The following is a 26,790-nucleotide window of genomic DNA, read 5'->3' as shown; positions in this document are numbered from 1 at the left end:
TCTCCCTTGATACTGTTCAGCTTAGTTGCCTTTTTTCGCCGCGTCGTTCAATGCGCTGCTTTGCAATGCTTTGCGCGCTTGCTGTTTGCGCAGCAGTTGCCAATGCGATAGCACGGTTTTCGGCGCCCAGATCTGCGGCTCCGAGGCTTCGAAACCGTCGGCCAGCTCACGTTCGGCGACGGTCGCCTTGGCCAGTTTGAATGCCTGCTCAAGGTCGTCGGTCTGGTTCAGTGCCTGGGCAAACAGCGCATCGCCGAAATAAGTGAAGTTGGCTTCTTCCGAGCAACCGAACGACACCCGATCGGCGCGCGAGGCAGTCATGATCAGCGTGCGTTCGTCTTTCAGCGCCGGGATGAAGCCGCCGGAATAGCACGAAGAAATCACGATGACCTTGTCGCGATGCTTCAGCGGCGCGAGCACGGCGGCGAGTTCATCGGCCGGCAGATCGGCCAGTTCCATGCGCGGCTGATCGAGCACCAGTTCATGCTCGGCGGTGCCGTGGCTGGTCAGATAAATGAACAGCAGATCTTCCGGCCCGCTGCGTTCGGCAAGGGCTTGCGCGGCGCGGCGCAGATTTTCGCGGGTGGCCATCGGCCGGTCACCGAGATGATCGCGATGATTGACCAGGCGGATCTGGCCGAAGGCGCCGAAGCGCGTGTTGAGCATGTTGGCGACGTAGTCGGATTCACGCAGGAACACGCTTTGCTTGCCGTCGCCACCGAGGGTCAGGGTGTACAACTCGACTGCCGGAGTCGAAGCGGGGATCGCCGCCAGTGCGTCGTCCAGCAACCGGCCTTGGGCGAGCAAACCGAGTTCGAGGGTGTCGGGGAGCAATTTGCCGTCGGCGTCGCGCACGCGTTGGCCGTTGATCCAGGTGCCGCTGAGCACGCTGCCATCGGTCAGCACCAGCGTGCCGCGTCCTGAATAGCTGTCGTTGTCGAAGCCGCCGATGTAGAAGCTGCCATCGGCGAGGTTCAAACGGCCTTGGCCGGTAAAGCGCCAGTCATTGAATACACCGATGTAATGGCTGCCATCAGCGCCGATCAATTCGCCCTTGCCGGTCAGCGCGCCTTCCTTGAACTGGCCGAGCCAGACGTCGCCGTCGGCGTTCTCGTAGCGGCCCTTGCCGTGCAGTTGATTGTTCTTGAAACCGCCGACGTAGATATCGCCGTCGGCGCTGTTGTAGGTGCCGTTGCCTTCCAGTTGGCCGTTGACGAAATGGCCCGTGAACGAATTGCCGCTGGCATCGCCGCGCTGGCCTTCGCCGTTGGGTTTGCCGTGGGCGAACTGGCCTTGATAGGAGCTGCCGTCGTCCATTTCCAGGCGGCCGAGGCCGGAATACTGGTCAGCCTTGAACTCGCCGCGATAGGTCATGCCGTTTTCTTTCAGCGTGCCTTCGCCATCGCGCCGGCCCTGCTTGAAGCCACCGGTGTAACTGCTGGCATTGGTGCTCAGGCTGCCCTGACCATCGAACAGCCCTTGCTGAAACTGGCCGCGATAGACCTCGCCGTTGCTGCCATGCCATTCGCCTTGCCCGTGCCACTGACCCTTGTCGAACTCTCCGGCGTACCAGCTGCCGTTGGGGTAGTCGACGCGGCCCTGACCTTGCAGCAAGCCGTCGACCAGTTCACCGCGATAGCGACCGCCATCGGGCAGGCGCGCATCCGGCGGCAACAGCGATTCGCCGTCGCCGCAAGCGGTGAGCATCAGGGTCAGGGCAAGGGGTGCAAGTCGAGCGATTGAGCGCATAGCGGGATCCGGGCAATTAGGCGACCGAGTATGCCGCAGCTATGCGTCGCATATATACAGACGTGACGCGAAACAGCGTGCGCTGCTTCGCATCCGGGATGATCAGACGAAGCAGAGTGACAGCGGCTCGGCGATGTAGGCCGGTTTGTCCGAGCCTTCTATCTCCAGTGTCGCGGTAGCCTTGAGCAACCACTGGCCGGGTTTTTTCTCGGTGACTTCGACCATGTCGACCTTCAGTCGGACTTTCGAGTTGACCTTGACCGGCTGGATGAAACGCACGCTGTCCAGGCCATAGTTGACGACCATCTTCACGCCTTCGGGCAGCACGAGGATGTCTTCCATCAATTTCGGCATCAGCGACAGCGACAGGAAACCATGGGCAATCGTGCTGCCAAACGGCGTTTGCGCAGCCTTGACCGGATCTACGTGAATGAACTGAAAATCACCGGTGGCTTCGGCGAACAGGTTGATGCGCTCCTGATCGATGGTGAGCCATTCGGAACGTCCAAGTTCCTTGCCGACATAATCTTTGAGCTCTGCAACGGGAACATAGGGCATTGAGACTCTCCTTGGGTTCATCGGTTTTATAGTTTTTCAGGGGGCGGATTTGACCGGCCTGCGAACCACTGTAGATCATCATGGCGATTTGCTCAGGTCAACCGACCATGCTTTTGGCGAATGCCGGTCCATAGCGCCGGCATGCTTATAATGCCGAGCCCCTGCTGGGTGAGATAGAAGACGGAGATGTCAGATGTTGTTACGTGGCCTGACCCTGCTGGTGCTGTTCCAACTGCTCGGCACGGCGCTCAATCATTTGCTGTTGCCGATATTGCCGGGGCCGATCATCGGGCTGCTGCTGTTGCTGGTGTTCCTGATCATTCGCGGTGAAGTCGGCGAGCCGCTGAATCAGGCGGCGGGCAGCCTGCTGCGTTATCTGCCGTTGCTGCTGGTGCCGCCGGCGGTGGGCGTGATGGTGTATGCCACGGCGATTGCTGCGGATTTCTGGGCGATCGTTGGCGCGCTGGTGGTCTCGCTGATCCTGTCGATGGCGTTTGCCGGCGTGCTCATGCAGCGGCTGGTCAAACGTCAGGCGCCGCCGGCGGAGGAGTCCTGATGCTGTTTGACTGGCAAGGCGCGTGGGCGTCGGTGATTCATCATCCGCTGTTCGGCATTGGCATCACCCTCGGTGCCTATCAACTGGTGCTGGCGGCGTTCGAGAAAACCCGCTGGATCTTTCTGCAACCGGTGCTGGTCTCCATGTTGTTGGTGATCGGTGTGCTGGTCGGCTGCGGCCTGACCTACGCGGAGTACCGCAAGAGCACCGAAATCCTCAGCATTCTGCTGGGACCGGCCACGGTGGCGCTGGCGGTGCCGCTCTACCTGAATCTGCGGCGCATCCGCCAATTGTTCTGGCCGATTTTTACTACGCTGGTGATAGGCGGGGTGGTCGCAACGGGCATGGGCGTGGCGCTGGGCTGGTGGTTCGGTGCCGATCACATGATCCTGATGACCATGGCGCCTAAATCGGTGACCTCGCCGATCGCCATGCTGGTCGCCGAGCAGATCGGTGGCGTGGCGGCGCTGGCCGCGGTGTTCGTGCTGATCACCGGGGTGATTGGCGCGATCTTCGGCCCGGCGCTGCTGACCCGCCTTGGCGTGCACAGCCCCGAAGCGCGCGGCATGGCGCTGGGCATGACCGCGCATGCGGTCGGCACGGCGGTGGCGATGCAGGAAAACGATGAGTGCGGCGCGTTCGCCGCGCTGGCAATGAGTCTGATGGGCGTGGCCACGGCGGTGTTCCTGCCGTTGGCGGTGTCGATGGTGGTGTAAGGAAATGTCTATGAGTCTGCCGCTTTTTCCGCTGAACACGGTGCTGTTCCCCGGCTGCAACCTCGATCTGCAGATCTTCGAGGCGCGCTACCTCGACATGATCGGCCGCTGCATGAAACAGGGCGTCGGCTTCGGGGTGGTGTGCATCCTTGAGGGCAGCGAAGTCGGCGTCGCGCCGGAAGGTTTTGCGCTGGTTGGCTGCGAAGCGCGGATCACCGATTTCGAGCAACAGGACAACGGCCTGCTCGGCATTCGCGTGCAAGGCGGACGGCGCTTCACTGTGCTGCGCACCGAAGTGCAGCGCGATCAGTTGATTGTCGCCGACGTCGAATGGCTGGACGATGAGCCTGAGCAACCGTTGCAGGACGAGGACGCCGATCTGGTCGCGCTGCTCAAGGCGCTGGCCGAACACCCGATGGTCGAGGCGTTGAACATGGGCACCGAAGCCGCCGGGCAACAGGCGCTAGCCAATCAGCTTGCCTATCTCTTGCCCTTCGCCGAGGAAGACAAGATCGATCTGCTGCAACTCGACGACCCACAGCAACGGCTGGATGCGATCCAGGCATTACTCGACGAGTTGCAGGGCGAACTGTTCGCCTAGTTTCACTTGGAAAACGCATGACTCAACGCGCAAACGAAGATCAGCGCAGGCCCACACTGGCACGATGTTGAAACCGGCAGCGCACCGTCAGCTCATGTTGACCGGGATGAACAGACCTTCGCGGTCGACGCGCTCTTGCAGATCATTCAGCAGGCTCCATTGATTGCTCACCGAGTTGTAAACCAGCGTGCCCGCTGTCTCGGGTTTGTAACCGATGTGGGTGACGTAGACCCGTGCGGCCAGTTCGTGGCGTTGTTTGTGCTTGTCGATATCTGCCAGCAATGCCTCGACACTGGCGTAGCCACGAGCGTCGATCACATACAGCTGCAACACCTCAAACAGCAGCGAGACTTCATAAGTGTTGCCGGCTGACGTCACCACACAAATGGACTCCACCGGGGTGTCATCCAAGATGTCCGGCAACTCCACCGTGACGCTGGCAATGCGCAGGCGGTTGTCCTGGAGCTGAATGTCGGCGCGCGTGACGGTTTCTGTCAGGGTACGGGTGAACAGATTCCATCTCGATGCATCGGCCGTTTTTGCCGCAGCGCCCGGTGTGGCCAGACGCAGGATGCTGTTGCTGGCGAGATAAACGTCGTAAGTCGCGCTTTTGCCTTCGAGCAGATAAATCCCGGTGTGCGGCCGCGATTCGATGACCACTTTGCTGTTCTGGGCGCCCAGTGATGGTCTCTCGCTGACCAGCGGACGGATGAATGGATATTTTCCGTTGCGCCGCTTCAACCAGCTCCGCGAGCTGAGCACACGGATGCCGGGATTTCTGGCGTCGTCCCGGTAATCGAACGCGGGCACCTGCACGCGGTATGAAACGTCATTCTGCATGACCAGCACGATGTCCCGGGCCAGAAGCGGTGTCGTGACCTTCAGGCTGTTTTGGCCGCTGTAGCCCATCGCGGCGGCAATCGTCTGGATCACGCCTTTGAAGGCCAGCACTCTGGAGGGCAGCAGAATCGACAGGCTGATGTAGTTGTAGGTCAGGTGCGTATTGCCCGAAACACCTCGGCGCACTTCCACGCCATAGCTGACCACCACGTCGACAATCTCGCTGTCCTGGTAATCCAGGTAAATGGTACGGGCGCCGGTAGCGTTGCCTGTGGCGACGAATTCGACCCTGTGCTCGGTACGTGCGACGAAGTGGCGCTGCACGCCCTGACCGTCCAGCGCCACGGTGCCACCGTTGACGATTGCCGGGGCGGGTGCTGGCCGTCCGCTGACAGTGACGGCAACCTCGATGTCCTGACTCAATGCTTCACCAGGTCGAGTGGGCAGTTGCGCGCGCAGTTCATAGCCATCGAGAGTGCGGAACACCCACCGAGCATTGTTCAATTGGCGCTGACCGTTGACTGTCTGGTAAACGTTTTCGAGGGTCAGCACATGGTCGGGGTCGCTGCCGTCCCTGCCGCGCAAAGAATTGACCACCAGTGAGGTGCCGATGATTTGCCAGCGTTGAATGACCGCCATCGGCCAGCCGAATTCGATCAGGCTCGAATGGTCGCCACACTCGATGATCGTTGTACGTGCATTGGTGTCGGCGATGTAATAGCGATCTTCGCCGCCGCCGCCCTCCACCGTGCACTCGGTACCAGAGATTGCGATCGTGTCGTTGCCGTCGCCGGCGCTGATGCGGTCGTAACCGTTGGCGGAAATCTGGTTGGGCTGGTCATTGCCCGTGATAGTGCTCGTGCCTTTGCGCAAGGTCGCAACGTTTTCAATGGAGGTCAGATGGGCGACTTCGAGGGTGTCGTTCGCAGAGTCCGGGCCGCGAAGTGAGACCTTGCCGGTCTGCAGGTTGACGTCGTGACCGATGTAACGCGTGTCGGTAATCGGGCGGATGCCTTCGAACGCAACCAGGTCGTCGCCCGAGCCGCCATCCAGCACATTGATGTGCGGCGGCTTGCTCGATCGATCCAGTTCCTGATCAGAGACTTCTTGGTAGAACGCATCATTTGTGTCGCCGCCCGTCAGTGCCTTATGGCCGTCGCGGTAAGTGAAGAGGTTGGGCCGCGCCTTGACGCCAACCACGCGGTCGTTGCCATCACCCAGACGCCAGAACACGCCTTTGCCTTCGCCTGGGCTGCCGCTGATCATGCCTTTGAGGTTGTCGGGTAATCCGAGGCTTGCGTCGACTGCATCGTCGCCGCCGACGATCACCGCCTGGCTGTCGAGTCTGAACGGCAACTGCCCGGCGCTTTCGTCCCACTGGTAACGCCACAGTTCGACAGGGCGCAATTCGGCGCGGAACGTGCCATTGACTACTTGGGCGATGGAGTCCTTGTAAGCGCCGGCAAGCATGTCTTTGGCCGACGTTTCGAGCTGTTTTTCGTAGTCACTGGAAAGCCTGGACAGCTTGAAGCGATCCATCACCTCGGTGTCCAGTTCCTTGCCGGTGAAGGCGAACCATCCCGAGCGCAGACGCTCGAGTGTCGTCAGTTCGATGTAGTCGTCGATATCGTCGACGACCCTGGCGGCCTGATAAATCATCGACCCGCCGATGAGCAGCGCAGCGGCCGCAAGGCCGAGCGGGCCGGCAACGCTGCCGAAGCCGGCCAGCGCGGCGGCGCCCAGCACCAGGCTGATACCCGCGCCCGCTACACTCAGGGCACCGTTGAAATAATGATCCTGAGCTTGTTTGCCCGATGTCGCGGCGGCGGCGTTGAAGGATTTGATCGCGTCAACGATGTCGAACGGCAAGGTAATCGCGCTGGCGAACAGTCCCGCACCACGGCTCATGTATTTGCCGATTGAGGTCAGCGCAAAACCCTTCAGTACATTGCTGCCCTGAGTGAGCATCGCCTGGCCTGTTCTGGTCAGGCCCTGCTCGATGATCAGCGAGCCGAGTTCTGCAGCAATGGATCCGCCGTAGTACAGCATTTCCAGTGCCTCGCCTTTCTTGATCGCATCGGTCAGCGCCATGTAACTGCTGTAGATGCCGAAGGCTTGCATGCCGACGCCTGCGCCGCTCATCAAATAGCTTTTGCTCTTGTTGATCCAGCCCGGTGTGTTTTCAAACGCGTCCGCACGGTGGATTTCCAGCTTTTGCGCAGCCTTGCCCAGCTTGTTGAGACGATCCATGGCGCTGCCGGAAACCAGTGGTGTATCACTGATGAACAGTGGGCCGGCATCAATCGAGCGCTTGCAGGCAATTTCGTAGAACAGCATTGCCGCCATGTCATTGGCGGGGAAATCCACGGCCTGCAAGCGCGACTGTACCTGCGCCGATTCGAAATTGAGTCCGTCCAGAAATGCCTGATCCACGCTTTTGATGTGGGCGTTCGCCGCACTGACCGGTTGACCGTCAATGGTCGCCCCCAGCGCTTGCAATTCGACCCGACTGATCATGATCTCACCGATGCGTAGCAGGCCCAGATGCTTGTCCAGGGCTTTGAGGGTTTTGCGAAGCGACGGATCAATGTCAGGCGCCTGCGTCTGATTGCGCATATGGGTGGGCGGGGCATGGGGATTCGCCGAGACGTCGATGGGGGTAACTTCAAGTGCGCGAACGTGGGCGATATGGGTCGCAGGGACAATGAGTTTCGACACGTATTAATCCTTTAATGGTGTGCATGAGGGTGCCGGTCTCCTGTCCGGCGTTGTATGGCGTGCCCGGTTCAGGGCCAGGCGATGTCGTATGCAAACTCGTTTTTATTGCCCGACAGCTTGAGGATTGGCAGTCCTGCCGCTTCCGCTTTGTCGATCAGTCGGTCGTATTGGAATTTGTTGGCGTGCCCGGCATGGGTCGCCGCCTCAATGCGCTCAGCGTCCGCGCCGGCCTGTTCTTTGATGTCTGCGACCCTGGCGCCTTTGCTCAGGTCTGTGTTCAGTAACCAGATACGCTCGGCTGGAACTCCGCTGCGGGTGACCGAAATCAGCCCCTCGAAATCGTCGGAGGGAAACCAGGTCGGCGGGTTCTCACGCGCAGCGGAATTGAACGCCATGTTCTCTTCGTGCGGGACGACTTCCAGATTGCGCGTGTCGAGGGCGTACATGAACATTTCTGTCTGCCGCGTGCGCGAGGACCGATAACCCCGCTCGTGATCCCAGGCGACGGGACTCTCAGGATCAGACCAGTCGGATGAGGAACTGCTTGAATCATCGGCGTCGCTTGCGCCGCTGTCTGAGCTGCTGTCACCCGCGTCGCGCCCCGGATATTTGTGGGTCTGGCTGTTGAAGCGCAGGTATGCGGGATCGGGGGCGCTGGCATACATCTGGCCCTGCTCGAGACTGAACGTCGCGCTGATCGGCTTGTGCGTGGTGGCGCCGGGTTCGTGGTGGTAGCGGGGCAGCATGGTGCCGTCATTCGCCAGCTCGAACGGCGTGCGCTCGTCACCGCGAAACAGTGCCGGGATGTCCGTGCGATACAGGCAATTGTGTTTGTTGCGCAGGTAACCGAGCTGTTTCAACAGCGCCTCGCGGACCTCGGGGGTCAGGCCTTGTTCTGCGTCGTACCAGTCGTGGCGGGCATTGCGCTTGAGGTTGAGCTGCTCGACCGCATCCTTGGCCAATTGCTCGAAGCGTCGCGGGTGGGTAACGTCATCCAACAGGCGCTTGTGCGCCAGTACCCAGGCTGGAATCGCCAGATGGCCGCGCATGTCCTGCTGCAAGCGGGTCAATTGCCTGGGCAGCAGATTGAACGATTGCAGAAAGGCTTCGCGCTCTGCACGGCTCATCTGCGGATGCAGCCAGCGCAGTGAGTCGCGCAGCAGATCGGTCAGCGGATTTCCGGTGGTTGTGGGATGTGCCCACTGTGGCGGCATGCCGCTGGCCTGAGCTTCGACACGAAAGCGCGCGATGTCCTGGCCCTGCAAGCCATATAGCTGCCAGATCTCATGATCGGTCCACTGTTTGAGGTGGGTCGGCGACGCCGCGAATCCCCCCGACGGAGGATCTACCGGAATGAAATTGCCAAATGAATCCCTGAAGGCGAACAGGGGGGCGTCTGTGCGCGCTGCAAAAAGCGGATGCATTTCGTAGTAACCCTGAGCATCCGGCGAACGCCCCGATGGACTGTAACGGCTTTGATTGATGGGCGTTGTCACGGGCGCGAGGCGTGCTCGCTTCGGCGTTGGATGTTCGGTCAGGCGCCAGGTGGGGCTGTCTGCGTTTTTATACAAAAGCGGTCCGGAGGGCACGCGCTCGGTCAGCAACTTGCTGCGCCATGTGCCGGTTTCATCCACGCCGACGTGAGTGGTTTGCAAAACGCCCTGATATTCGACGTCGACGAACTTTCTGCCAACGACCCAGCGAAATCCATCGGGGTCAGCGGGCTTCATCCCACGCAGAAAAGCTTCCGACAACCAGTAATCGTTTATTGAAGTGGAATGTTCCGAACGATAAGCGCCATGTGCCGGTAACTGGAAGATTTCGATCGCCGGAAGTCTCGGGTTTGCATCGGCGAGGGGGCTGCCGGAAGTTGTTGGGGGCAGCGTCTGATCGTGGCTACCGGTCCTTCTCGATATTTCAACGGCGCTGGCATCGATCAAGGGGCGATGTGGTGTCGGTGCGTGCGGATCAGTTTGATGCGGCGTTGTAACAGGCGTCTTGCGGGGTATCTTTGGACTCATGAATAACTCGACAAAGAATGAATTGATAAATGCCTCGGCAGAACTTCAATGCCGGGTCCGGATAAATATTGATTGTTGGCAAGTGCTCAAGCCGGGCGGATTGAACTCACGGTTTTTTCATAGCGCGAAATACTTCGCGACCGTGTTCCGGCTGGACTATATAACGCTAGTTTCGCGTTGGTTGGGAATGCGGAAATGTCGGTTTTATAACCAGGAAAGTTAACCGCAGGAGGGGAAGTTTGCGTAGGTTATCAACGCCGCTCTTGTCGGAATATTCCGAAAGAGCGACGTATAAAACATCTGGCTTGTAAGTTGTCTGGTTTAGTAGGCGTAACGCAACAATGTATGTGGCAAGTGGCGCAGTACGAAGAAGCCGAACAGAGCAACCATCGATGGCAGGATCAGCCACCAGATCTTGAACGGCATCGCATTAAGGGACGCCTGCCGTTGGCTCAACCACAGCATCGCAGCACACACGCAGCTGGCAAGCATCGCCCCGGCCAATATGTCGGTTGGCCAGTGCGCGCCGAGATAGACCCGCGACAGGGCGATAGAGAGTGCCGGGATGCAGGCAATCAGCAGCCAGGTCAGGCGCATGCGCGGCGGCTGACCGCGCCCGGCCAGCACGCCCAGCGTCAGGAACAGAGCGAACGCGCCAGAAGCGTGGCCGCTGGGCATGCTGTAGGTGGTCAATGGATCGCTGAGCACTTCCGGGCGCACCCGGGCGAAAAAATACTTGGTTCCGGTATTGGCCATTGCGGTGACCAACATGGTGGCGCCCGCGAACATTGCCTGGCGCCACTGCTTGCACAGCACCAGCAGAATGACGAGCAGGGCACTGAACAGCAGCATGTTGCGGAATTCGCCGATCAGGGTCAGCGTCACGGCGATTTCGTCCAGCGCTGGCTGGCGGTGCTCCTGCACCAGGGTCATCACGCCGTTGTCGAGCGCGGTGAGGTATGGATAGCCGATGAACAGACCGATCAGGATCAGCAGGCTCATGCCGCCGATCCAGATCGTCGCGCGACGATGGCGGCGCACGCTGCTGTTGACGCTCAGGCCGACCATTATCGCGATGCTGGCCGCGACAATCCCGGCCTCCAGCCAGAACCCTTCAGGCAATGGCAGACGGAACGCCGCGCCCGTGGCCCAGCCAGGCAACAGATAAGCCAGGCTCCAGCCAGCAGCGGCCAGCAGACTGACGGCGAAGAAACGCGGGAAGGGCATGTCGCACATCCCGGCGACCATCGGCAGCATGGGTCGTAGCGGGCCGATGAAACGCCCGACCAGCAAGCTGGCGATGCCATAGCGCTGGAAGTACGACTCGGCGCCGGCCATCCATTCCGGGTGATGGCGCAGCCCGGGAAGGCGGCGGATGTTCTGGTGAAAATGGCGGCCGAGGAAATACGACATCAGATCGCCAAGAATGCCGCCAAGAAAGCCCAGCAACAGTGTTTCGCTCAATGACAGCGCGCCACTGCCGGCCAATACCGCCACGCCGAACAACAGCACCGTGCCCGGCACGATCAGCCCGGCGATCGCCAGACATTCCACGCACGCAACGATGAACACCGCTGCGGCCAACCACTGCGGATTGGCGCCGAGCCATCCGGTGATGCTATCGAGCCATGGGCCCATACAGAAAAACTCCATTCATTCTTTAAGTAATTGTTACGCGTTTCACTGCTGATCCGTGGGAGCGAGCCTGCTCGCGAACGCGCTGTGTCAGGCGGTAGAAGCGTTGGCTGGCACAACCCCTTCGCGAGCAGGCTCGCTCCCACAGGGGGACATCATTTATTTGCGGATTCGGCTTCAGCGCCGGGAAGCAGGCAATAATCCCGGCCTTCGACCTGACCCCGTCGCAGCGGGTTCCGCGTGCACCATTGCGCATACGCAGCGTCAACGAAGCGATACATCAAGTGTTCATCGCGGCCCAGCGGGATGCCCAGCCGAGTGGTTTGAATGATCTGCGCGGGTGGCGGTCCCGGGTCCTCGACCAGCAACAGTTCATGATCGAAACGCTTGGCGTCCCACATCGGCACTTTCAAACCCAGCGCCTTGCACAGCAGGGTCTGTCCGGCGCAGAGCTTCTGTGTCGGACGCGGTCGGCCCTGGGCATCGGGATTGTTCAGCAGCATCTGCGCCAGGCTCGCCGGGCCGCTGACTTCGTCGACCCACGGATAGGCGGATTTGATCAGCACCGCGTTGCCCGGCCCCTGCGCACTGAAGTTCAGCGAATCACCGCCGCGTGCGTAGTACATATAGATGTGGCCGCCATCCAGAAACAAAGCCTTACGCTTTTCTGTATAGCCGAGCGAGGCGTGGCTACCTTTTTCCGCGCAGTAATAGGCTTCGGTTTCGATGATTCGCGCACTCAGCCACAGATCGCCGACGCGATGGCGGATGACTTTGCCGAGCAGCGCCTGCGCCAGAACCTGGGCGTCGCGGTCGAAAAAACTGTCCGGCAGGCCCACGGGCAGGCGCGCGGACTCGGGGCAAAGGGGCACGTTGGTCATGATGGGCAAGGTTGATCCAGGCTCAAGAGGTCGTGATGATAACAACGCTGAGCTTAATTACGTCTGAACGACGGGCAAACGCAGCTCATTTCGACCATCCGCCCGTCACCGCTGTTAGTCCCGGGACGCGGCAGCTATAATCTGCCGCTTTCCTCTTTGCCAAGACCCCAGCAGACCATGACTGAGTCCGTTCTTGACTACATGACCCGATTGGGTCGCGCCGCCCGCGCTGCCTCCAAGGTCATCGGTCGCGCCAGCACCGCGCAGAAAAACCGCGCCTTGCAGGCTGCCGCCAATGCTCTGGACGCTGCGCGCGCCGAGCTGGCCGCAGCCAATGAGCTGGATTTGGCTGCCGGTCGCACCAGCGGTCTTGAGCCGGCGCTGCTGGAGCGTCTGGAACTGACCCCGGCACGCATCGACGGCATGATCGTCGGCTTGCGTCAGGTTGCTGCACTGGCGGATCCGGTGGGCGCGATCCGCGACATGAGCTTCCGTCCGTCGGGCATTCAGGTCGGCAAGATGCGTGTACCGCTGGGCGTGATCGGGATCATCTACGAATCCCGTCCGAACGTGACCATCGATGCCGCCAGCCTGTGTCTGAAGTCCGGCAACGCGACCATTCTGCGCGGTGGCTCCGAGGCAATTCATTCCAATCGCGCGATTGCCGCGTGCATTCAGCGCGGTCTGGCCGAAGCCGAACTGCCCGCCGCTGTGGTGCAAGTGGTCGAAACCACTGACCGTGCCGCCGTCGGCGCGCTGATCAGCATGCCTGAGTACGTCGACGTCATCGTGCCCCGTGGCGGTCGTGGCCTGATCGAACGCATCAGCCGCGATGCTCGCGTACCGGTGATCAAGCACCTGGACGGCATTTGCCACGTTTACGTCAGTGAACATGCCGATCTGGCCAAAGCCCAAAGCATCGCCTTCAACGCCAAGACCTACCGTTATGGCATCTGCGGCGCGATGGAAACCCTGCTGGTCGATCAGGCTGTTGCCAGGGATTTCCTGCCTTCGATGGCCGCGCAGTTCCGCGACAAAGGCGTCGAGCTGCGCGGTTGCGAGCGCACCCGGGCGATCATCGAAGCGGTCGCGGCCAGCGAAGACGACTGGCACACCGAGTACCTGGCGCCGATTCTGTCGATCCGCGTGGTCGACGGTCTGGAGCAGGCGATCGAACACATCAACCATTACGGCTCCCATCACACCGACTCGATTGTCAGCGAAAACCTCGCTGACACCCGCCGGTTCGTGGCGGAAGTCGACTCGGCCTCGGTGATGATCAACACGCCGACCTGCTTTGCCGATGGATTTGAATACGGATTGGGTGCCGAGATCGGCATTTCTACTGATAAGCTGCACGCCCGCGGCCCGGTCGGGCTTGAGGGGCTGACCTGCGAGAAGTACATCGTGGTCGGCGATGGCCAGTTGCGCGGCCAGGCGACGGTCTGACTTGACCGACCTCGACCTGACAGCGCCGCACACCGGCAGCGAGTCGCGCCCGCAACGCATTGGCGTGCTGGGCGGTACGTTCGACCCGGTGCACATCGGCCATTTGCGTGGCGCGCTGGAAGTCGTCGAAGCGCTGGCGCTGGACGAGTTGCGCCTGATGCCGAACGCGCGCCCGCCACATCGCGGGACGCCGCAGGTATCGGCGCAGGACCGGCTGGCGATGGTCGAGTGCGCGGTGGCCGGATTGCCGCCGCTGGTGGTGGACGCCCGCGAATTGCAGCGGGACAAACCGTCCTGGACCATCGATACCCTGGAGTCGCTGCGCGCAGAGATGCCCGCCGAGACCCAGGTTTTTCTGCTTTTGGGCTGGGACGCATTTTGCGGCCTGCCCACTTGGCACCGCTGGGAAGAGTTGCTCCAGCATTGCCACATCCTGGTGCTACAGCGCCCGGACGCCGACAGCGAACCGCCGGATGCCTTGCGCAACCTGCTGGCAGCGCGTTCGGTGAGCGACCCGCTGGCCCTGAAAGGGCCGAGCGGACAGATTGCATTCGTCTGGCAGACACCGCTCGCGGTTTCCGCCACCCAGATCCGTCAACTGCTGGCCAGCGGTAAGTCGGTACGTTTCCTGGTGCCCGACGCGGTCCTGGCCTACATCGATGCGCACGGTCTGTACCGTGCGTCGAACTGAACAAGGCGCGCTTCACCGATACGGATCACCGTATCCCCAAGCCGCCGAATACATGAGCAAAACGAGTTACATATGACTGATAAAGATCTACCGAAAGTAAAGCGCAAAGGCACGTTCAAGAGCGCACCACTGCCGGAAGCCGTCAACACCAACGAGCCGCTCAAGGGCGACGAACTGGTCAAGATTGCCGTCGCCGCGCTGGAAGACGTTAAGGCCCAGGACATCCAGATCATTGATGTGCGCGACAAGCAGAGCATCACTGACTACATGATCATCGCCACCGGTACCTCCAATCGCCAGATCAACGCGATGCTGGACAAGGTCCGTGAGGAAGTGAAGAAGCAGGGCGCCAAGCCACTGGGCGAAGAAGGCAAGGGCGACAGCGACTGGGTTCTGCTCGACCTCGATCTGGTGATCGTGCACATGATGACTGCCTCTGCGCGTCAGTTCTACGACCTGGAGCGCCTGTGGGCCGGTGCCGAGCAAAGCCGTGCGGCCGATGCCAAGCACCACAGCCCGGAAAACACCCACGAGCATTTCACCAAGCTCAACAAAGACCAGTTCTAAGGGATTGCTGTGCGACTGCGCCTGATCGCCGTCGGTTCACGCATGCCCAAGTGGGTGGAAGAAGGCTGGCATGAATATGCCAAGCGTCTTCCGTCCGAGCTGGCGCTGGAACTGGTGGAAATTCCGCTCAACACCCGTGGCAAGAATGCCGACGTGGCCCGTTTCATCCGCCAGGAAGGCGAAGCCATGCTGGCCAAGGTCGGGCACAACGAGCGGATCGTCACGCTGGAGGTTCACGGCAAGCCGTGGAGCACCGAGCAACTGGCGGTCGAACTCGATCGCTGGCGCCTGGATTCGCGCACGGTCAACTTCATGGTCGGCGGTCCGGAAGGGCTGGCACCGGAAGTCTGTGCCCGCGCTGACCAGCGCTGGTCGTTGTCGCCGCTGACCTTGCCGCACCCGCTGGTGCGGATCCTGATCGGCGAACAGTTGTACCGTGCCTGGACCGTGTTGTCCGGCCACCCTTACCACAAGTAAGTCTGCCCTCATGTCTCAGCCGATCCGCATCAAGGACCACGAAAAGGACGCCCGTCTGGTGCGCAGCCGTGTCGTGTTCGGTGCGATCGTGATCGTGGCGCTGATCTGTGTGCTGATCGCGCGTCTGTATTACCTGCAGGTGATTCAGTACGAGTACCACTCGACCCTCTCGGAAAACAACCGCGTCCATGTGCAGCCGATTCCGCCGACGCGCGGACTGATTTTCGACCGCAACGGCGTGGTCGTGGCCGACAACCGGCCGAGCTTCAGCCTGAGCATGACCCGCGAGCGCTCCGGCGACTGGCAACAGGTGCTCGACGTCATCGTCGAGGTGCTGGAGCTGACGCCCGAGGACCGGGTGATCTTCGAGAAACGCATGCGGCAGGGGCGTCGGCCGTTCGAGCCGGTGCCGATCCTGTTCGAGCTGACCGAAGAGCAGATCGCCCGGATTGCGGTGAACCAGTTCCGCCTGCCCGGGGTGGAAGTGGTCGCGCAACTGGTCCGGCATTACCCGCAGGGCGCGCACTTTGCGCATTCGGTGGGCTACATGGGGCGGATCAACGAGAAAGAGCTGAAGTCGCTGGATCCGGTCAACTACAGCGGCACCCACCATATTGGCAAGACTGGCATCGAGCGTTTCTACGAGCCGGAATTGCACGGTCAGGTCGGTTACGAGGAAGTCGAGACCAACGCCCGTGGCCGCGTGTTGCGGGTGCTCAAGCGCACCGATCCGATTCCCGGCAAGGACATCGTCCTGAGCCTCGATATCAAGTTGCAGGAAGCCGCCGAGGCCGCGCTGGGCGGGCGACGTGGCGCGGTGGTGGCGCTCGATCCGAAAACCGGCGAAGTGCTGGCGATGGTCAGTCAGCCGAGTTTCGACCCTAACCTGTTCGTCACCGGGATCAGCTTCAAGGCCTACGCCGAGTTGCGTGATTCCATCGACCGGCCGCTGTTCAACCGCGTGCTGCGCGGTCTGTATCCGCCGGGCTCGACGATCAAACCGGCGGTGGCAATTGCCGGTCTCGACGCTGGCGTAGTCACGGCTTCGAGCCGGGTGTTCGACCCGGGCTATTACATGCTGCCCAACTACGACCACAAGTATCGCAACTGGAATCGCACTGGTGACGGCTTCGTCGACCTCGACACGGCGATCATGCGTTCCAACGACACCTACTTCTATGACCTGGCGCACAAGCTCGGCATCGATCGGCTGTCGACCTATATGAACAAGTTCGGCATCGGCCAGAAGGTCTCGCTGGACATGTTCGAAGAGTCCCCGGGCCTGATGCCGTCCCGCGAATGGAAACGGGCGACGCGTAAACAGGCGTGGTTCCCCGGCGAAACCCTGATTCTCGGGATCGGCCAAGGCTACATGCAGTCGACGCCGCTGCAACTGGCCCAGGCCACGGCGCTGGTGGCCAACAAGGGCATCTGGAATCGTCCGCACTTGGCCAAGTCTCTCGACGGGGTGAAGCCGGTGGATGAAAACCCGATGCCGAATATCGTCCTGCGCGACCCGTCCGACTGGAACAAGGTCAACCACGGCATGCAGCAGGTGATGCACGGTGCCCGTGGTACCGCGCGCAAAGCGGCGATCGGCGCGCAATACCGCATCGCCGGCAAGTCCGGTACCGCGCAGGTGGTGGCGATCAAGCAGGGCGAGAAATACGACCGCTCCAAGGTCCAGGAACGCCACCGCGACCACGCCCTGTTCGTCGGCTTCGCCCCGGCCGATGATCCGAAAATCGTCGTGTCGGTGATGCTCGAGAACGGTGAGTCCGGTTCCGGCGTTGCCGCGCCCGTGGTGCGCCAGGTCATGGACGCCTGGTTGCTCGACCAGGACGGCCACCTGAAAGCCGAGTACGCCAGCCCTATCACTGCGGAGGCCCCGGCCCGTGATGAATAACTTCGATCGCATGCTCTCCAGCGAGGATGTGATGCGTCGCCGCGCGACGTTGCTGCAAAGACTGCATATCGATGGCCCGCTATTGATCCTGTTGCTGATCCTCGCCGCCGGCAGCCTGTTCGTGCTGTATTCGGCCAGCGGCAAGAGCTGGGATCTGCTCGGCAAGCAGGCCACATCTTTCGGCATCGGTCTGGTGGCAATGATCGTCATCGCCCAGTTCGAACCGCGTTTCATGGCGCGCTGGGTGCCGCTCGGTTACGTGATCGGCGTGATATTGCTGATCGTCGTCGACATCATGGGCCACAACGCCATGGGCGCCACGCGCTGGATCAACATCCCCGGGGTGATCCGCTTCCAGCCCTCGGAATTCATGAAAATCCTCATGCCGGCGACCATCGCCTGGTATCTGTCCAAACGCACCTTGCCGCCGCAGCTCAAGCACGTCGGCATCAGCCTGATGCTGATCGGCGTGCCGTTCATTCTGATCGTGCGCCAGCCCGATCTCGGTACCTCGTTGCTGATTCTCGCGGGTGGCGCCTTCGTCCTGTTCATGGGCGGCCTGCGCTGGCGCTGGATTCTCAGCGTGCTGGCGGCGGCGGTGCCGGTGTCGGTGGCGATGTGGTTCTTCGTCATGCACGACTATCAGAAGCAGCGTGTCCTGACTTTCCTCGACCCGGAAAGCGATCCGCTCGGCACCGGCTGGAACATCATCCAGTCCAAAGCCGCGATCGGTTCCGGTGGCGTATTCGGCAAAGGCTGGCTGCTCGGCACCCAGTCACACCTGGACTTTCTCCCGGAAAGCCACACCGACTTCATCATTGCCGTGCTTGGCGAAGAGTTCGGTCTGGTGGGGATTTGCGCGCTGCTGCTGATCTATCTGTTGTTGATCGGTCGCGGGCTGGTGATCACCGCTCAAGCGCAAACGCTGTTCGGCAAATTGCTCGCCGGCGCGTTGACCATGACTTTTTTTGTTTACGTTTTCGTCAACATCGGTATGGTCAGTGGCCTGTTGCCGGTCGTGGGGGTGCCGTTGCCGTTCATTAGCTACGGAGGAACTTCGCTGGTGACACTGCTGTCAGCGTTTGGGGTTTTGATGTCGATCCATACCCATCGCAAGTGGATCGCACAGGTTTGAATAAGGTGAAGAGTGCAATGCAAGTAATGCGTGGCTGGGCGACTCGATGCGCGCCGCTGGTTGGCCTGATGGGCCTGCTGGGGAGCGTGCAGGAAGCGCTGGCCGGCGACTATGAAGGCTCGCCGCAGGTGGCCGAATTCGTCGGTGAAATGACCCGCGACTACGGTTTCGCCGGTGAACAACTGATGGGTGTGTTCCGCGAGGCGCAACGCAAGCAGTCGATTCTCGACGCCATCTCCAGACCCGCCGAACGGGTCAAGCAGTGGAATGAATATCGCCCGATGTTCATTACTGACGCGCGTATCGCCCGTGGTGTCGACTTCTGGCGTCAGCACGAGGCGACCCTGGCCCGTGCCGAGCAGGAATACGGCGTGCCGGCACAAGTGATCGTGTCGATCATCGGCGTCGAGACCTTTTTCGGACGTAATACCGGTAATTTCCGAGTGATCGACGCATTGTCGACCCTCGGCTTCGACTATCCTCCCCGTGCCGAATTTTTCCGCAAGGAACTGCGTGAGTTCCTGCTGCTGGCCCGTGAAGAGCAGGTCGACCCGCTGACCCTGAAAGGCTCGTACGCCGGGGCCATGGGCCTGCCGCAGTTCATGCCGAGCAGCTTTCGCGCCTACGCGGTGGATTTCGACGGTGATGGCCACATCAATATCTGGAACAATCCGGACGATGCCATTGGCAGCGTCGCCAGCTATTTCAAGCGCCACGGCTGGGTCGCCGGCGAACCGGTGGTCAGCCGTGCCGATGTACGCGGCGAGCAAACTGATGAAGGCCTGACTACTGGTATCGAACCGGTGAAGACGGTCGCAGAGTTGCGGGCGCTGGGCTGGTCAAGTCATGATGCGCTGCGCGATGATATGCCGGTTACCGCATTTCGCCTCGAAGGCGACAACGGCCCTGAATACTGGATGGGCCTGCAGAATTTCTACGCGATCACGCGTTATAACCGCAGCGTGATGTACGCCATGGCCGTACATCAACTGTCTGAACAGCTGGTACAAGCACGGGGCGTCAAGTAATGCAGGCATTGCCTAACAATAAACCCCTGAAGCTGGTGGCTTTCGCTGCGTTGGCAGTCCTGGTCGCCAGTTGCACGACCAGCCGTACGCCGACGCAGAAAACCCCGTCCACCGCTGTCCGCGCCCAACCGGGCCTGGACATCAACCGCGCGCACAAAGACGGCGCGCCGTGGTGGGATGTCGATGTTTCGCGCATCCCGGATGCGACACCGACCCTGCACACCGGCCCGTACAAGGCCAACCCGTACACCGTGCTGGGCAAGACCTATTTTCCGTTGCAGGAATCCAAGACCTACGTGGCTTCGGGCACGGCGTCCTGGTACGGCACCAAGTTCCATGGCCAGAACACCGCCAACGGCGAAGTGTATGACCTGTACGGCATGAGTGCCGCGCACAAGACCTTGCCGCTGCCGAGTTACGTCCGGGTGACCAACCTGGACAACAACAAGACCGTGATCCTGCGCGTCAACGACCGTGGGCCGTTCTACTCCGATCGCATCATCGACTTGTCCTACGCAGCGGCGAAGAAGCTCGGCTATGCCGAAACCGGCACCGCGCGGGTCAAGGTCGAAGGCATCGATCCGCAGCAGTGGTGGGCGGCCAAGGGCCGTCCGGCGCCGCTGATGCTCAATGAGCCGCAAGTGGCGCAGAATAGCGCGCCAGTGATTACGGCTTCGGCCGGCACCGTCGAGCAATGGACACCGCCGCCGCAGCAACACGCCGCGGCCGTGGTGCCCGTGCAGATCGATGCAAAAAAAAACGCTTCTGCACCAGCGTCTGGCCAGTATCTGCAGGTGGGCGCGTTCGCCAACCCGGACGCTGCCGAGCTGCTGAGGTCGAAGCTCAGCGGGATGGTGAGCGCGCCGGTGTTCATCAGCTCGATCGTGCGCAATCAGCAGACCCTGCACCGGGTACGCCTGGGGCCGATCGGCTCGCCGGGTGAGATCGCCCAGGTGCAGAACAGTGTGCGGCTGGCCAATCTGGGTTCGCCCAGCGTGGTCACCGAGTAACACGTAGACCTTGATTGACGGTTCACTTGCGGTATTCGGGGGGTGAACCAGGTTGTTGGCTCGTCGAAGAACAAAAGCCCGGCAAGGGTGACTGGAGTGAGCAACTGAACACGCGATGGCCCTTTAGAAGGCTGTCTGAATAAGTTTTGCCTTCGGGCAAGTTTCCATTAGCGATTTCGAGAGACGGATGAACATCACCACCTTTGCCAAACGCCTGTGTCTGCTAGTCCCGCTGCTCCTCTCGCCAGCCGCCTTCGCGGCCGAGATGATGCCGTCGCCACCACAACTGGCCGCCAAGGCCTACGTTCTGATGGACGCCAGCAGCGGCAACGTGCTGGTCGAAAACAACGGCGACCAGCGTCTGCCACCGGCCAGCCTGACCAAGCTGATGACCGCCTATATCGCGACCCTGGAAATCCGTCGCGGCCAGATCGGTGAAAACGACCCGGTGACCGTCAGCGAAAACGCCTGGCGCACCGGCGGTTCGCGGATGTTCATCAAGGTCGGTTCGCAGGTGACTGTCAGCGACCTGCTGCATGGCATCATCATCCAGTCCGGTAACGACGCCAGTGTCGCCCTGGCCGAGCACATCGCCGGCAGCGAAGACGCGTTCGCCGATCTGATGAACAAGACCGTCACCGAACTGGGCATGACCAATACCCACTTCATGAACCCGACCGGTCTGCCAAACCCTGAGCACTACTCGTCGGCGCACGACATGGCGATTCTGGCCCGTGCGATCATCCACGAAGACCCGGCTCACTATGCGATCTACTCGCAGAAAGAGTTCTTCTGGAACGGCATCAAGCAGCCTAACCGCAACCTGCTGCTGTGGCGCGACAAGACCGTTGACGGTCTGAAAACCGGCCACACCGATGAAGCCGGCTACTGCATGGTGTCCTCGGCGGTACGTGACGGCCAGCGCCTGATCGCCGTGGTGTTCGGCACCAACAGCGAAGTGGCTCGTGCGGCTGAAACCCAGAAGCTGCTGACCTACGGTTTCCGCTTCTTCGAAACCCAGACCTTCTACCAGAAGGGCACTGAACTGGCGCAGGCGCCGGTATGGAAAGGCACCACCAGCCAGGTCAAGGCCGGTCTGGCGCAAGACCTGACCATGACTCTGCCAAAAGGCCAGCTGAAGAAGCTCGCTGCCAGCATGACCATGAACCCGCAACTGGTTGCGCCAATTGCCAAGGGCGACGTGATCGGTAAAGTCGAAGTCAAACTGGAAGACAAGGTGGTGCACAGCGCCGACCTGATCGCTCTGGATGGCGTCGAGGAGGGTGGTATCTTCCGCCGCATGTGGGATAGCATCCGTCTATTCTTCTACGGCTTGTTCAACTGATTTTGTGTTGACCTGCATGGCCCCGCCCCGATCCGGTGCGGGGCCATGTGCGTTACCACGGCTTGCGCTATAGAGGCCGTTACGCCATGACCGATACCGAAGTACAGGCGCCAAAGATCGAATTTCCCCAGACTGATTACCCGATCAAGGTGATCAGCGATACGGGCGTCGGCAACAAAGACGAGATCATCGACATCGTCAAGAAATACGCGAGCATCAATGATGAGCGCATCGACGAGCGTCTAAGCAGCAACGGCAAATACACCACTATCCAGTTGCACATCGTCGCCACTGATCAGGATCAGCTGTACAACATCAACAGCGCACTGCGGGCGACCGGCTTCGTGCACATGGTGTTGTGATGCACGGCACGCTGGGCTTTCGCGAGCTGGGCCAGATGGCTTACGAGCCGGTCTGGCATGCCATGCAGCGCTTTACCAACGAACGCGGCAATGCGGCCGCCGACGAAATCTGGCTCGTCGAACACCCGCCGGTGTTCACTCAGGGCCAGGCCGGCAAGGCCGAGCATCTATTGCTGCCGGGAGATATTCCGGTGGTGCAGGTCGATCGTGGCGGCCAAGTGACTTATCATGGCCCCGGGCAGCTGGTGGCCTATCTGTTACTGGATGTGCGCAAGCTGGGTTTCGGCGTGCGTGATCTGGTCAGCCGCATGGAAGCCTGCGTGATCGAACTGCTGGCCAGCTACGGCGTCACCGCCGCCGCCAAGCCAGATGCTCCCGGCGTATACGTCGATGGAGCGAAAATCGCTTCTCTGGGTTTGCGCATTCGCCACGGTTGTTCCTTTCATGGCCTGGCCCTGAACGTGGATATGAACCTGGAACCGTTTCGACGGATTAATCCCTGCGGCTACGCCGGGCTGGCCATGACCCAGCTGAGCGATCAAGCAGGATCGATTGAATTTGCCGAGGTAAGTGCCCGGCTGCGCGCGCAGCTCGTCAAACACCTCGACTATGCTGAGCAGACGACCCTCACGGGCGGAATCGACTGATATGACTACTGATGCAGTGCAAACCATGATCCCGACGCTCGACGTGACCGAGCGCCCGGCCCCGCGTCCCAAGGTTGAAGCCGGCGTCAAGCTGCGCGGCGCCGAGAAGGTTGCACGCATCCCGGTCAAGATCATCCCGACCACCGAACTGCCGAAGAAACCCGACTGGATCCGCGTGCGCATCCCGGTTTCGCCGGAAGTCGACCGCATCAAGAGCCTGCTGCGCAAGCACAAGCTGCACAGCGTCTGCGAAGAAGCGTCCTGCCCGAACCTCGGCGAATGCTTCTCCGGTGGCACCGCGACCTTCATGATCATGGGCGACATCTGCACCCGTCGCTGTCCGTTCTGCGACGTTGGCCACGGTCGTCCGAAGCCACTGGACGTCAACGAGCCGGAAAGCCTGGCCATCGCCATCGCCGACCTCAAGCTCAAATACGTGGTGATCACTTCGGTGGACCGCGATGACCTGCGTGACGGCGGTGCCCAGCACTTTGCCGACTGCATCCGCGAAATCCGCAAACTGTCGCCGAACGTTCAGCTCGAGACCCTGGTCCCGGACTACCGTGGCCGCATGGACATCGCCCTGGAAATCACCGCTGCCGAGCCGCCGGATGTGTTCAACCACAACCTGGAAACCGTGCCGCGTCTGTACAAGGCTGCGCGTCCGGGCTCGGATTACCAGTGGTCGCTGACCCTGCTGCAACGCTTCAAGCAGATGATGCCGCATATCCCGACCAAGTCCGGCCTGATGCTGGGTCTGGGCGAGACCGACGAGGAAGTCATCGAAGTCATGAAGCGCATGCGCGAACACGACATCGACATGCTGACCCTCGGTCAATACCTGCAACCGTCGCGTAGCCACTTGCCGGTGCAGCGTTTCGTGCACCCGGACACCTTCGCCTGGTTCGCCGAAGAAGGTTACAAGATGGGCTTCAAGAACGTTGCGTCTGGCCCGCTGGTACGTTCCTCTTACCACGCCGACGAGCAAGCGAAGCTGGTCAAGGCCGAGCTGCTGGGTTCCTGATTCACTGCTGATGTAAAAATGCCCGCCGAGGACGGTTCCTCGGCGGGCATTTTTTTGCCTGAGACAAGGGGCTTTTGTTTGTCTCTACAGCTGACTACTGTGTGTGCATGACTTTACCGCTGGAGCCCAAGGATGACCGTTCGACCGAGCCACACCCTGATTGCCCACCGACCCGTACCGGCGCTGCCCTCCGAAGGGACGATCGGCGTCATCGCGCCTGCCGGCCCCGGTGCCCTCGACACTGAAAAAGCGCTGCAATGGATGCGCGCGCGCGGCTATGGGCTGAAGGTGTTTCCGGGTGTCTATGAGAAGGACGGCTATCTGGCTGGCAGTGACGACGTACGCCTGCGCGATCTGCACGCGGCATTCGCTGACCCCGAAGTCGACGCGATCATTTGCCTGCGCGGCGGCTACGGCACGCCGCGCCTGCTCGACCGAATCGATTACGACCTGCTCAGCCGGCATGCCAAGCCGTTTGTCGGCTACAGCGACATCACCGCGCTGCACCTGGCCATCAGTCGCTACGCCGGGTTTGTGACCTTTCACGGCCCGCTGCTCAATGCCGACCTGCTCGGCGACAAGGAGCCGCCGACCGTCACGTCATTCTTCGCCATGCTGCGCGGGCAAATGAAGTCAGGGAGTGTACTGAGCCATCCGGCGGCTTATCCATTATCAACCGTCGAACCGGGCATCGCTCACGGGCGGTTGCTTGGCGGCAATCTGGCGATGATTGCTGCAACCCTCGGCACGCCCTACGAGATCGATGTCGAAGGGGTGATTCTGTTTATCGAAGACATCAACGAGCCGCTGTATCGGATTGATCGGCTGCTGACCCAGATGCGTCTGGCCGGCAAGCTGGCCAGACTGCGCGGTGTGCTGGTCGGTGATATCGCCGGGGTGGATGTCGACGCGCTGAATCGCCTGCTCAAGCAAACCTTTGAGCCGTTGCGAATTCCGGTGTTGTCGGGTTGGCGCAGTGGCCATTGCGACCCGAACCTGACACTGCCGTTGGGCGCGCTGGTGCGCCTGGATGCAGGGAAGCAGGAGTTGCTGCTGGAGCAGGATGTGGTAATCAAGGCTGAAACGGTTATTGCCTGACAGTCAGTATTCGCGAGCAGGCTCGCTCCCACATTGGAATACGGTCAACTGTGGGAGCGAGCCTGCTCGCGAAAGCGATACCCGCCATACGGCAGTCTTTCTATTGGGCGCGCAGGCTCTCAAGCAACTTGTGCGTCGGATAACCATCCGCCGGCCAGCCCAGCGCCTGCTGGGCACTGCGAATGGCCTTGCGCGTATTGGCGCCGATAATCCCGTCCGCCGTGCCGGCGTCATAATTACGCGCGCTCAATAGCGTCTGCAGTTCGATGCGCTCGGTGCGGCTCAGCGGCAGATCATCTTTCGGCCAGTCGCCATTGATCAGGCCCGCGCCTTCAAAGCGCTCGGACAACAGGCTTACCGCCAGCGCATACGACGACGAATTGTTGTACTTGAGGATCGCCCGGAAGTTGTCGAGGATCAGGAACGCCGGGCCGCGATAACCGGCCGGCAGCAGCAGGGCGGCGGACAGTTGTTCGGAACCGGCTGGCACCTGCGCGCCATTGGGCAGGTTCACGCCCAGTTGCCGCCATTCGGCGACGCTTTTGCGAATCGCGCCATCGGCCAGCGTGTAGTTGAAACCGCTCGGCAATTGCACTTCGAAACCCCACGGCTGGCCGCGTTGCCAGCCCGAGCTTTGCAGGTAATGCGCGGTCGAGGCCAGCGCATCGGCCGGGCTGCCCCAGATGTCGCGGCGACCGTCACCGTCAAAGTCCACGGCGTGGGTGTTGTAAGTGGTCGGAATGAACTGGGTCTGGCCCATCGCGCCGGCCCAGGAGCCGAGCATTTTCTCCGGGGTGATATCGCCCTGTTGCAGAATCTGCAGCGCGGCAATCAATTGCGCGTGAGCAAAGCCCGGACGACGCCCCTCGTAGGCGAGAGTGGCCAACGAGTTGATCACCGACTTGCTGCCCTGAAACTGACCGAAATTGCTTTCCATGCCCCACACCGACACCAGTGCCTGGCGATCAACGCCATAGCGCTGCTCGATGCTTTGCAGAATGTCGGCGTACTGGTTGATCAGCGCCTGGCCTTTGCGTACACGCAGCGGTGACAGCGCACCATCGAGGTATTCCCACACCGGGCGGGAAAACTCCGGCTGACTGCGATCGGCACGGATCACGCTGGCGTCGAAGCTGATGTTGGCAAATGCCTGATCGAACAGCTCGGGGCGAATCCCGGCGGCGAGGGCGTCCTTGCGGAAGCCCGCCTGCCATTCGGCAAAGGTCTGGGTCGGTTGAATATCGAGCGGGTCGGCGGACGGCACTACCGGCGGAATGATCGCAGGGGCCGTGGTAACCGGGGCGGCTTGAAGCGGTTGTGCATCGGCGGCGGTGGGTTTTTCCGCGCAGGCGACAAGCAGAATGAAGCTAGAGGCAGCGATCAATTGGCGCACCGGCCAACGACGGGAAAGACTTGGGGGCATGCACAGTTCCAGGGGAAACGAATCAGGTGCAGACCTTAACATGAGCGGGGGGTGGTGCGCTTCAGGCAGCCAGAAAGTAAAAAGCCTCCCGGTTGTCAGACCGGAAGGCTTCGCGGCGGTAGCTGCCTTTGCCCTTGGCTGGTCGTTCCTGGCGGCTGCGGAACAAGGGCTGGGCGACGATGGATTTGGCCTTGTTGGGGCCATGCTTTGCTGGCTTTTTGCTCATGAGGGTTCTCTCGGTGTGGTGGTTTTGCGCCGGGAATAATCTGCCGATGTGGCGCATCTGTCCAGTAGCTCATGCGTAGGAATATTCTGGCGCTTTGGCGAGCAGGCTCGCTCCCACATGGGTACGC

Annotated in this window: 24 protein-coding genes; 16 read left to right on the top strand and 8 right to left on the bottom strand. The window is 61.1% G+C overall.

The genetic code is table 11. The features are described 5' to 3' along the window. Positions 1-21: 21 nt before the first annotated feature. Both KVG87_RS23560 and KVG87_RS23555 read right to left on the bottom strand, forming a co-directional pair. A complete protein-coding gene (locus tag KVG87_RS23560) occupies positions 22-1,749 on the bottom strand; it encodes a C13 family peptidase (protein ID WP_217852833.1) in 1,728 nt (575 codons plus the stop codon). 102 nt (positions 1,750-1,851) lie between these two features. Next, positions 1,852-2,307 (bottom strand): MaoC family dehydratase, encoded by a 456-nt coding sequence (locus tag KVG87_RS23555; RefSeq protein ID WP_016773011.1) that lies wholly within the window; start codon positions 2,305-2,307, stop codon positions 1,852-1,854. A gap of 193 nt (positions 2,308-2,500) precedes the next feature. Between KVG87_RS23555 and KVG87_RS23550 the strand changes: the two genes are divergently transcribed. The 3 genes from KVG87_RS23550 to KVG87_RS23540 are packed head-to-tail and all read left to right on the top strand — an operon-like array spanning position 2,501 to position 4,180. After that, positions 2,501-2,863: a CidA/LrgA family protein gene (locus tag KVG87_RS23550; protein ID WP_217852831.1), complete on the top strand. Its 363-nt coding sequence runs from the start codon at positions 2,501-2,503 to the stop codon at positions 2,861-2,863. Next, positions 2,863-3,579, top strand: a complete 717-nt coding sequence (locus KVG87_RS23545) for an LrgB family protein (protein ID WP_016773013.1) — start codon at positions 2,863-2,865, stop codon at positions 3,577-3,579. Before KVG87_RS23550 ends, KVG87_RS23545 begins: the two co-directional genes overlap by 1 nt. Before the next feature lie 10 nt (positions 3,580-3,589). After that, positions 3,590-4,180, top strand: coding sequence for an LON peptidase substrate-binding domain-containing protein (locus KVG87_RS23540; protein WP_217852828.1), 591 nt, complete (start codon positions 3,590-3,592; stop codon positions 4,178-4,180). Positions 4,181-4,267: 87 nt separating this feature from the next. Here KVG87_RS23540 and KVG87_RS23535 read toward each other — a convergent pair whose 3' ends face one another. The 4 genes from KVG87_RS23535 to KVG87_RS23520 form a co-directional block, all read right to left on the bottom strand. Beyond that, complete coding sequence (locus tag KVG87_RS23535; RefSeq protein ID WP_367616693.1) at positions 4,268-7,738, bottom strand: calcium-binding protein; 3,471 nt, start codon at positions 7,736-7,738, stop codon at positions 4,268-4,270. Positions 7,739-7,806: 68 nt separating this feature from the next. Next, positions 7,807-9,492, bottom strand: a complete 1,686-nt coding sequence (locus tag KVG87_RS23530) for a hypothetical protein (protein WP_225930981.1) — start codon at positions 9,490-9,492, stop codon at positions 7,807-7,809. 588 nt (positions 9,493-10,080) lie between these two features. Then, positions 10,081-11,397, bottom strand: a complete 1,317-nt coding sequence (locus tag KVG87_RS23525; RefSeq protein WP_217852825.1) for a bifunctional DedA family/phosphatase PAP2 family protein — start codon at positions 11,395-11,397, stop codon at positions 10,081-10,083. 152 nt (positions 11,398-11,549) lie between these two features. Then, on the bottom strand, positions 11,550-12,275 hold the full coding sequence (locus KVG87_RS23520; protein WP_076564277.1) for a DNA-3-methyladenine glycosylase: 726 nt from the start codon (positions 12,273-12,275) through the stop codon (positions 11,550-11,552). A 177-nt stretch (positions 12,276-12,452) separates the two neighbouring features. Between KVG87_RS23520 and KVG87_RS23515 the strand changes: the two genes are divergently transcribed. From KVG87_RS23515 to KVG87_RS23455, 13 genes are all read left to right on the top strand, one after another. Beyond that, positions 12,453-13,724, top strand: coding sequence for a glutamate-5-semialdehyde dehydrogenase (locus KVG87_RS23515; RefSeq protein WP_217852822.1), 1,272 nt, complete (start codon positions 12,453-12,455; stop codon positions 13,722-13,724). Beyond that, a complete protein-coding gene (gene nadD, locus KVG87_RS23510) occupies positions 13,693-14,415 on the top strand; it encodes a nicotinate-nucleotide adenylyltransferase (RefSeq protein ID WP_024014451.1) in 723 nt (240 codons plus the stop codon). Before KVG87_RS23515 ends, nadD begins: the two co-directional genes overlap by 32 nt. A 72-nt stretch (positions 14,416-14,487) precedes the next feature. Next, the gene (gene rsfS / locus KVG87_RS23505) at positions 14,488-14,982 is read left to right on the top strand and encodes a ribosome silencing factor (RefSeq protein ID WP_016773024.1); all 495 of its coding nucleotides are present in this window, start codon (positions 14,488-14,490) and stop codon (positions 14,980-14,982) included. A gap of 9 nt (positions 14,983-14,991) precedes the next feature. Then, a complete protein-coding gene (gene rlmH / locus KVG87_RS23500) occupies positions 14,992-15,459 on the top strand; it encodes a 23S rRNA (pseudouridine(1915)-N(3))-methyltransferase RlmH (protein ID WP_011063671.1) in 468 nt (155 codons plus the stop codon). Positions 15,460-15,469: 10 nt separating this feature from the next. Next, complete coding sequence (gene mrdA / locus KVG87_RS23495; RefSeq protein ID WP_217852820.1) at positions 15,470-17,365, top strand: penicillin-binding protein 2; 1,896 nt, start codon at positions 15,470-15,472, stop codon at positions 17,363-17,365. A 31-nt stretch (positions 17,366-17,396) separates the two neighbouring features. After that, on the top strand, positions 17,397-18,500 hold the full coding sequence (gene rodA / locus KVG87_RS23490; RefSeq protein ID WP_050977864.1) for a rod shape-determining protein RodA: 1,104 nt from the start codon (positions 17,397-17,399) through the stop codon (positions 18,498-18,500). 17 nt (positions 18,501-18,517) lie between these two features. After that, positions 18,518-19,528: a lytic murein transglycosylase B gene (mltB, locus tag KVG87_RS23485; protein ID WP_217852818.1), complete on the top strand. Its 1,011-nt coding sequence runs from the start codon at positions 18,518-18,520 to the stop codon at positions 19,526-19,528. Then, complete coding sequence (locus KVG87_RS23480) at positions 19,528-20,538, top strand: septal ring lytic transglycosylase RlpA family protein (protein WP_016773027.1); 1,011 nt, start codon at positions 19,528-19,530, stop codon at positions 20,536-20,538. The genes mltB and KVG87_RS23480 overlap by 1 nt, the downstream gene beginning before the upstream one ends. 187 nt (positions 20,539-20,725) lie before the next feature. Then, positions 20,726-21,883 carry a D-alanyl-D-alanine carboxypeptidase family protein gene (locus KVG87_RS23475; RefSeq protein WP_016773028.1) on the top strand — a complete coding sequence of 386 codons (1,158 nt, stop codon included), beginning with the start codon at positions 20,726-20,728 and terminating at the stop codon, positions 21,881-21,883. A gap of 86 nt (positions 21,884-21,969) precedes the next feature. Next, positions 21,970-22,245, top strand: coding sequence for a DUF493 domain-containing protein (locus KVG87_RS23470; RefSeq protein WP_217852816.1), 276 nt, complete (start codon positions 21,970-21,972; stop codon positions 22,243-22,245). Continuing rightward, entirely contained in the window at positions 22,245-22,892 is a 648-nt protein-coding gene (gene lipB, locus KVG87_RS23465) for a lipoyl(octanoyl) transferase LipB (RefSeq protein ID WP_217852814.1), read from the top strand. The genes KVG87_RS23470 and lipB overlap by 1 nt, the downstream gene beginning before the upstream one ends. A gap of 25 nt (positions 22,893-22,917) precedes the next feature. Continuing rightward, complete coding sequence (gene lipA, locus KVG87_RS23460) at positions 22,918-23,916, top strand: lipoyl synthase (protein WP_160768663.1); 999 nt, start codon at positions 22,918-22,920, stop codon at positions 23,914-23,916. A gap of 132 nt (positions 23,917-24,048) precedes the next feature. After that, a complete protein-coding gene (locus KVG87_RS23455) occupies positions 24,049-25,014 on the top strand; it encodes a S66 peptidase family protein (protein WP_217852812.1) in 966 nt (321 codons plus the stop codon). A 100-nt stretch (positions 25,015-25,114) separates the two neighbouring features. Here KVG87_RS23455 and KVG87_RS23450 read toward each other — a convergent pair whose 3' ends face one another. Together KVG87_RS23450 and arfA are read right to left on the bottom strand one after the other, a co-directional pair. Further along, the gene (locus tag KVG87_RS23450) at positions 25,115-26,437 is read right to left on the bottom strand and encodes a lytic murein transglycosylase (RefSeq protein WP_016773034.1); all 1,323 of its coding nucleotides are present in this window, start codon (positions 26,435-26,437) and stop codon (positions 25,115-25,117) included. A gap of 61 nt (positions 26,438-26,498) precedes the next feature. Beyond that, positions 26,499-26,663 (bottom strand): alternative ribosome rescue factor ArfA, encoded by a 165-nt coding sequence (gene arfA, locus KVG87_RS23445; protein ID WP_016773035.1) that lies wholly within the window; start codon positions 26,661-26,663, stop codon positions 26,499-26,501. Between the last annotated feature and the right edge of the window lie 127 nt (positions 26,664-26,790).

This window comes from Pseudomonas siliginis (assembly GCF_019145195.1).
GTDB classification, from domain to species: Bacteria; Pseudomonadota; Gammaproteobacteria; order Pseudomonadales; family Pseudomonadaceae; genus Aquipseudomonas; species Aquipseudomonas siliginis.
This window is presented reverse-complemented; position numbering and strand designations above follow the sequence as displayed.

Excerpts from the sequence above, each read along its gene's own strand:
- KVG87_RS23540 (WP_217852828.1), top strand. The coding sequence starts at position 3,590 with ATGAGTCTGCCGCTTTTTCCGCTGAACACGGTGCTGTTCCCCGGCTGC.
- KVG87_RS23525 (WP_217852825.1), bottom strand. The coding sequence starts at position 11,397 with ATGGGCCCATGGCTCGATAGCATCACCGGATGGCTCGGCGCCAATCCG.
- lipA (WP_160768663.1), top strand. The coding sequence starts at position 22,918 with ATGATCCCGACGCTCGACGTGACCGAGCGCCCGGCCCCGCGTCCCAAG.
- arfA (WP_016773035.1), bottom strand. The coding sequence starts at position 26,663 with ATGAGCAAAAAGCCAGCAAAGCATGGCCCCAACAAGGCCAAATCCATC.
- KVG87_RS23545 (WP_016773013.1), top strand. The coding sequence starts at position 2,863 with ATGCTGTTTGACTGGCAAGGCGCGTGGGCGTCGGTGATTCATCATCCG.
- KVG87_RS23555 (WP_016773011.1), bottom strand. The coding sequence starts at position 2,307 with ATGCCCTATGTTCCCGTTGCAGAGCTCAAAGATTATGTCGGCAAGGAA.
- nadD (WP_024014451.1), top strand. The coding sequence starts at position 13,693 with ATGGCCAGTTGCGCGGCCAGGCGACGGTCTGACTTGACCGACCTCGAC.
- KVG87_RS23475 (WP_016773028.1), top strand. The coding sequence starts at position 20,726 with ATGAACATCACCACCTTTGCCAAACGCCTGTGTCTGCTAGTCCCGCTG.
- mltB (WP_217852818.1), top strand. The coding sequence starts at position 18,518 with ATGCAAGTAATGCGTGGCTGGGCGACTCGATGCGCGCCGCTGGTTGGC.
- KVG87_RS23550 (WP_217852831.1), top strand. The coding sequence starts at position 2,501 with ATGTTGTTACGTGGCCTGACCCTGCTGGTGCTGTTCCAACTGCTCGGC.
- rsfS (WP_016773024.1), top strand. The coding sequence starts at position 14,488 with ATGACTGATAAAGATCTACCGAAAGTAAAGCGCAAAGGCACGTTCAAG.
- KVG87_RS23470 (WP_217852816.1), top strand. The coding sequence starts at position 21,970 with ATGACCGATACCGAAGTACAGGCGCCAAAGATCGAATTTCCCCAGACT.
- lipB (WP_217852814.1), top strand. The coding sequence starts at position 22,245 with ATGCACGGCACGCTGGGCTTTCGCGAGCTGGGCCAGATGGCTTACGAG.
- KVG87_RS23480 (WP_016773027.1), top strand. The coding sequence starts at position 19,528 with ATGCAGGCATTGCCTAACAATAAACCCCTGAAGCTGGTGGCTTTCGCT.
- KVG87_RS23520 (WP_076564277.1), bottom strand. The coding sequence starts at position 12,275 with ATGACCAACGTGCCCCTTTGCCCCGAGTCCGCGCGCCTGCCCGTGGGC.
- KVG87_RS23455 (WP_217852812.1), top strand. The coding sequence starts at position 24,049 with ATGACCGTTCGACCGAGCCACACCCTGATTGCCCACCGACCCGTACCG.
- KVG87_RS23515 (WP_217852822.1), top strand. The coding sequence starts at position 12,453 with ATGACTGAGTCCGTTCTTGACTACATGACCCGATTGGGTCGCGCCGCC.
- KVG87_RS23560 (WP_217852833.1), bottom strand. The coding sequence starts at position 1,749 with ATGCGCTCAATCGCTCGACTTGCACCCCTTGCCCTGACCCTGATGCTC.
- rodA (WP_050977864.1), top strand. The coding sequence starts at position 17,397 with ATGCGTCGCCGCGCGACGTTGCTGCAAAGACTGCATATCGATGGCCCG.
- mrdA (WP_217852820.1), top strand. The coding sequence starts at position 15,470 with ATGTCTCAGCCGATCCGCATCAAGGACCACGAAAAGGACGCCCGTCTG.
- KVG87_RS23450 (WP_016773034.1), bottom strand. The coding sequence starts at position 26,437 with ATGCCCCCAAGTCTTTCCCGTCGTTGGCCGGTGCGCCAATTGATCGCT.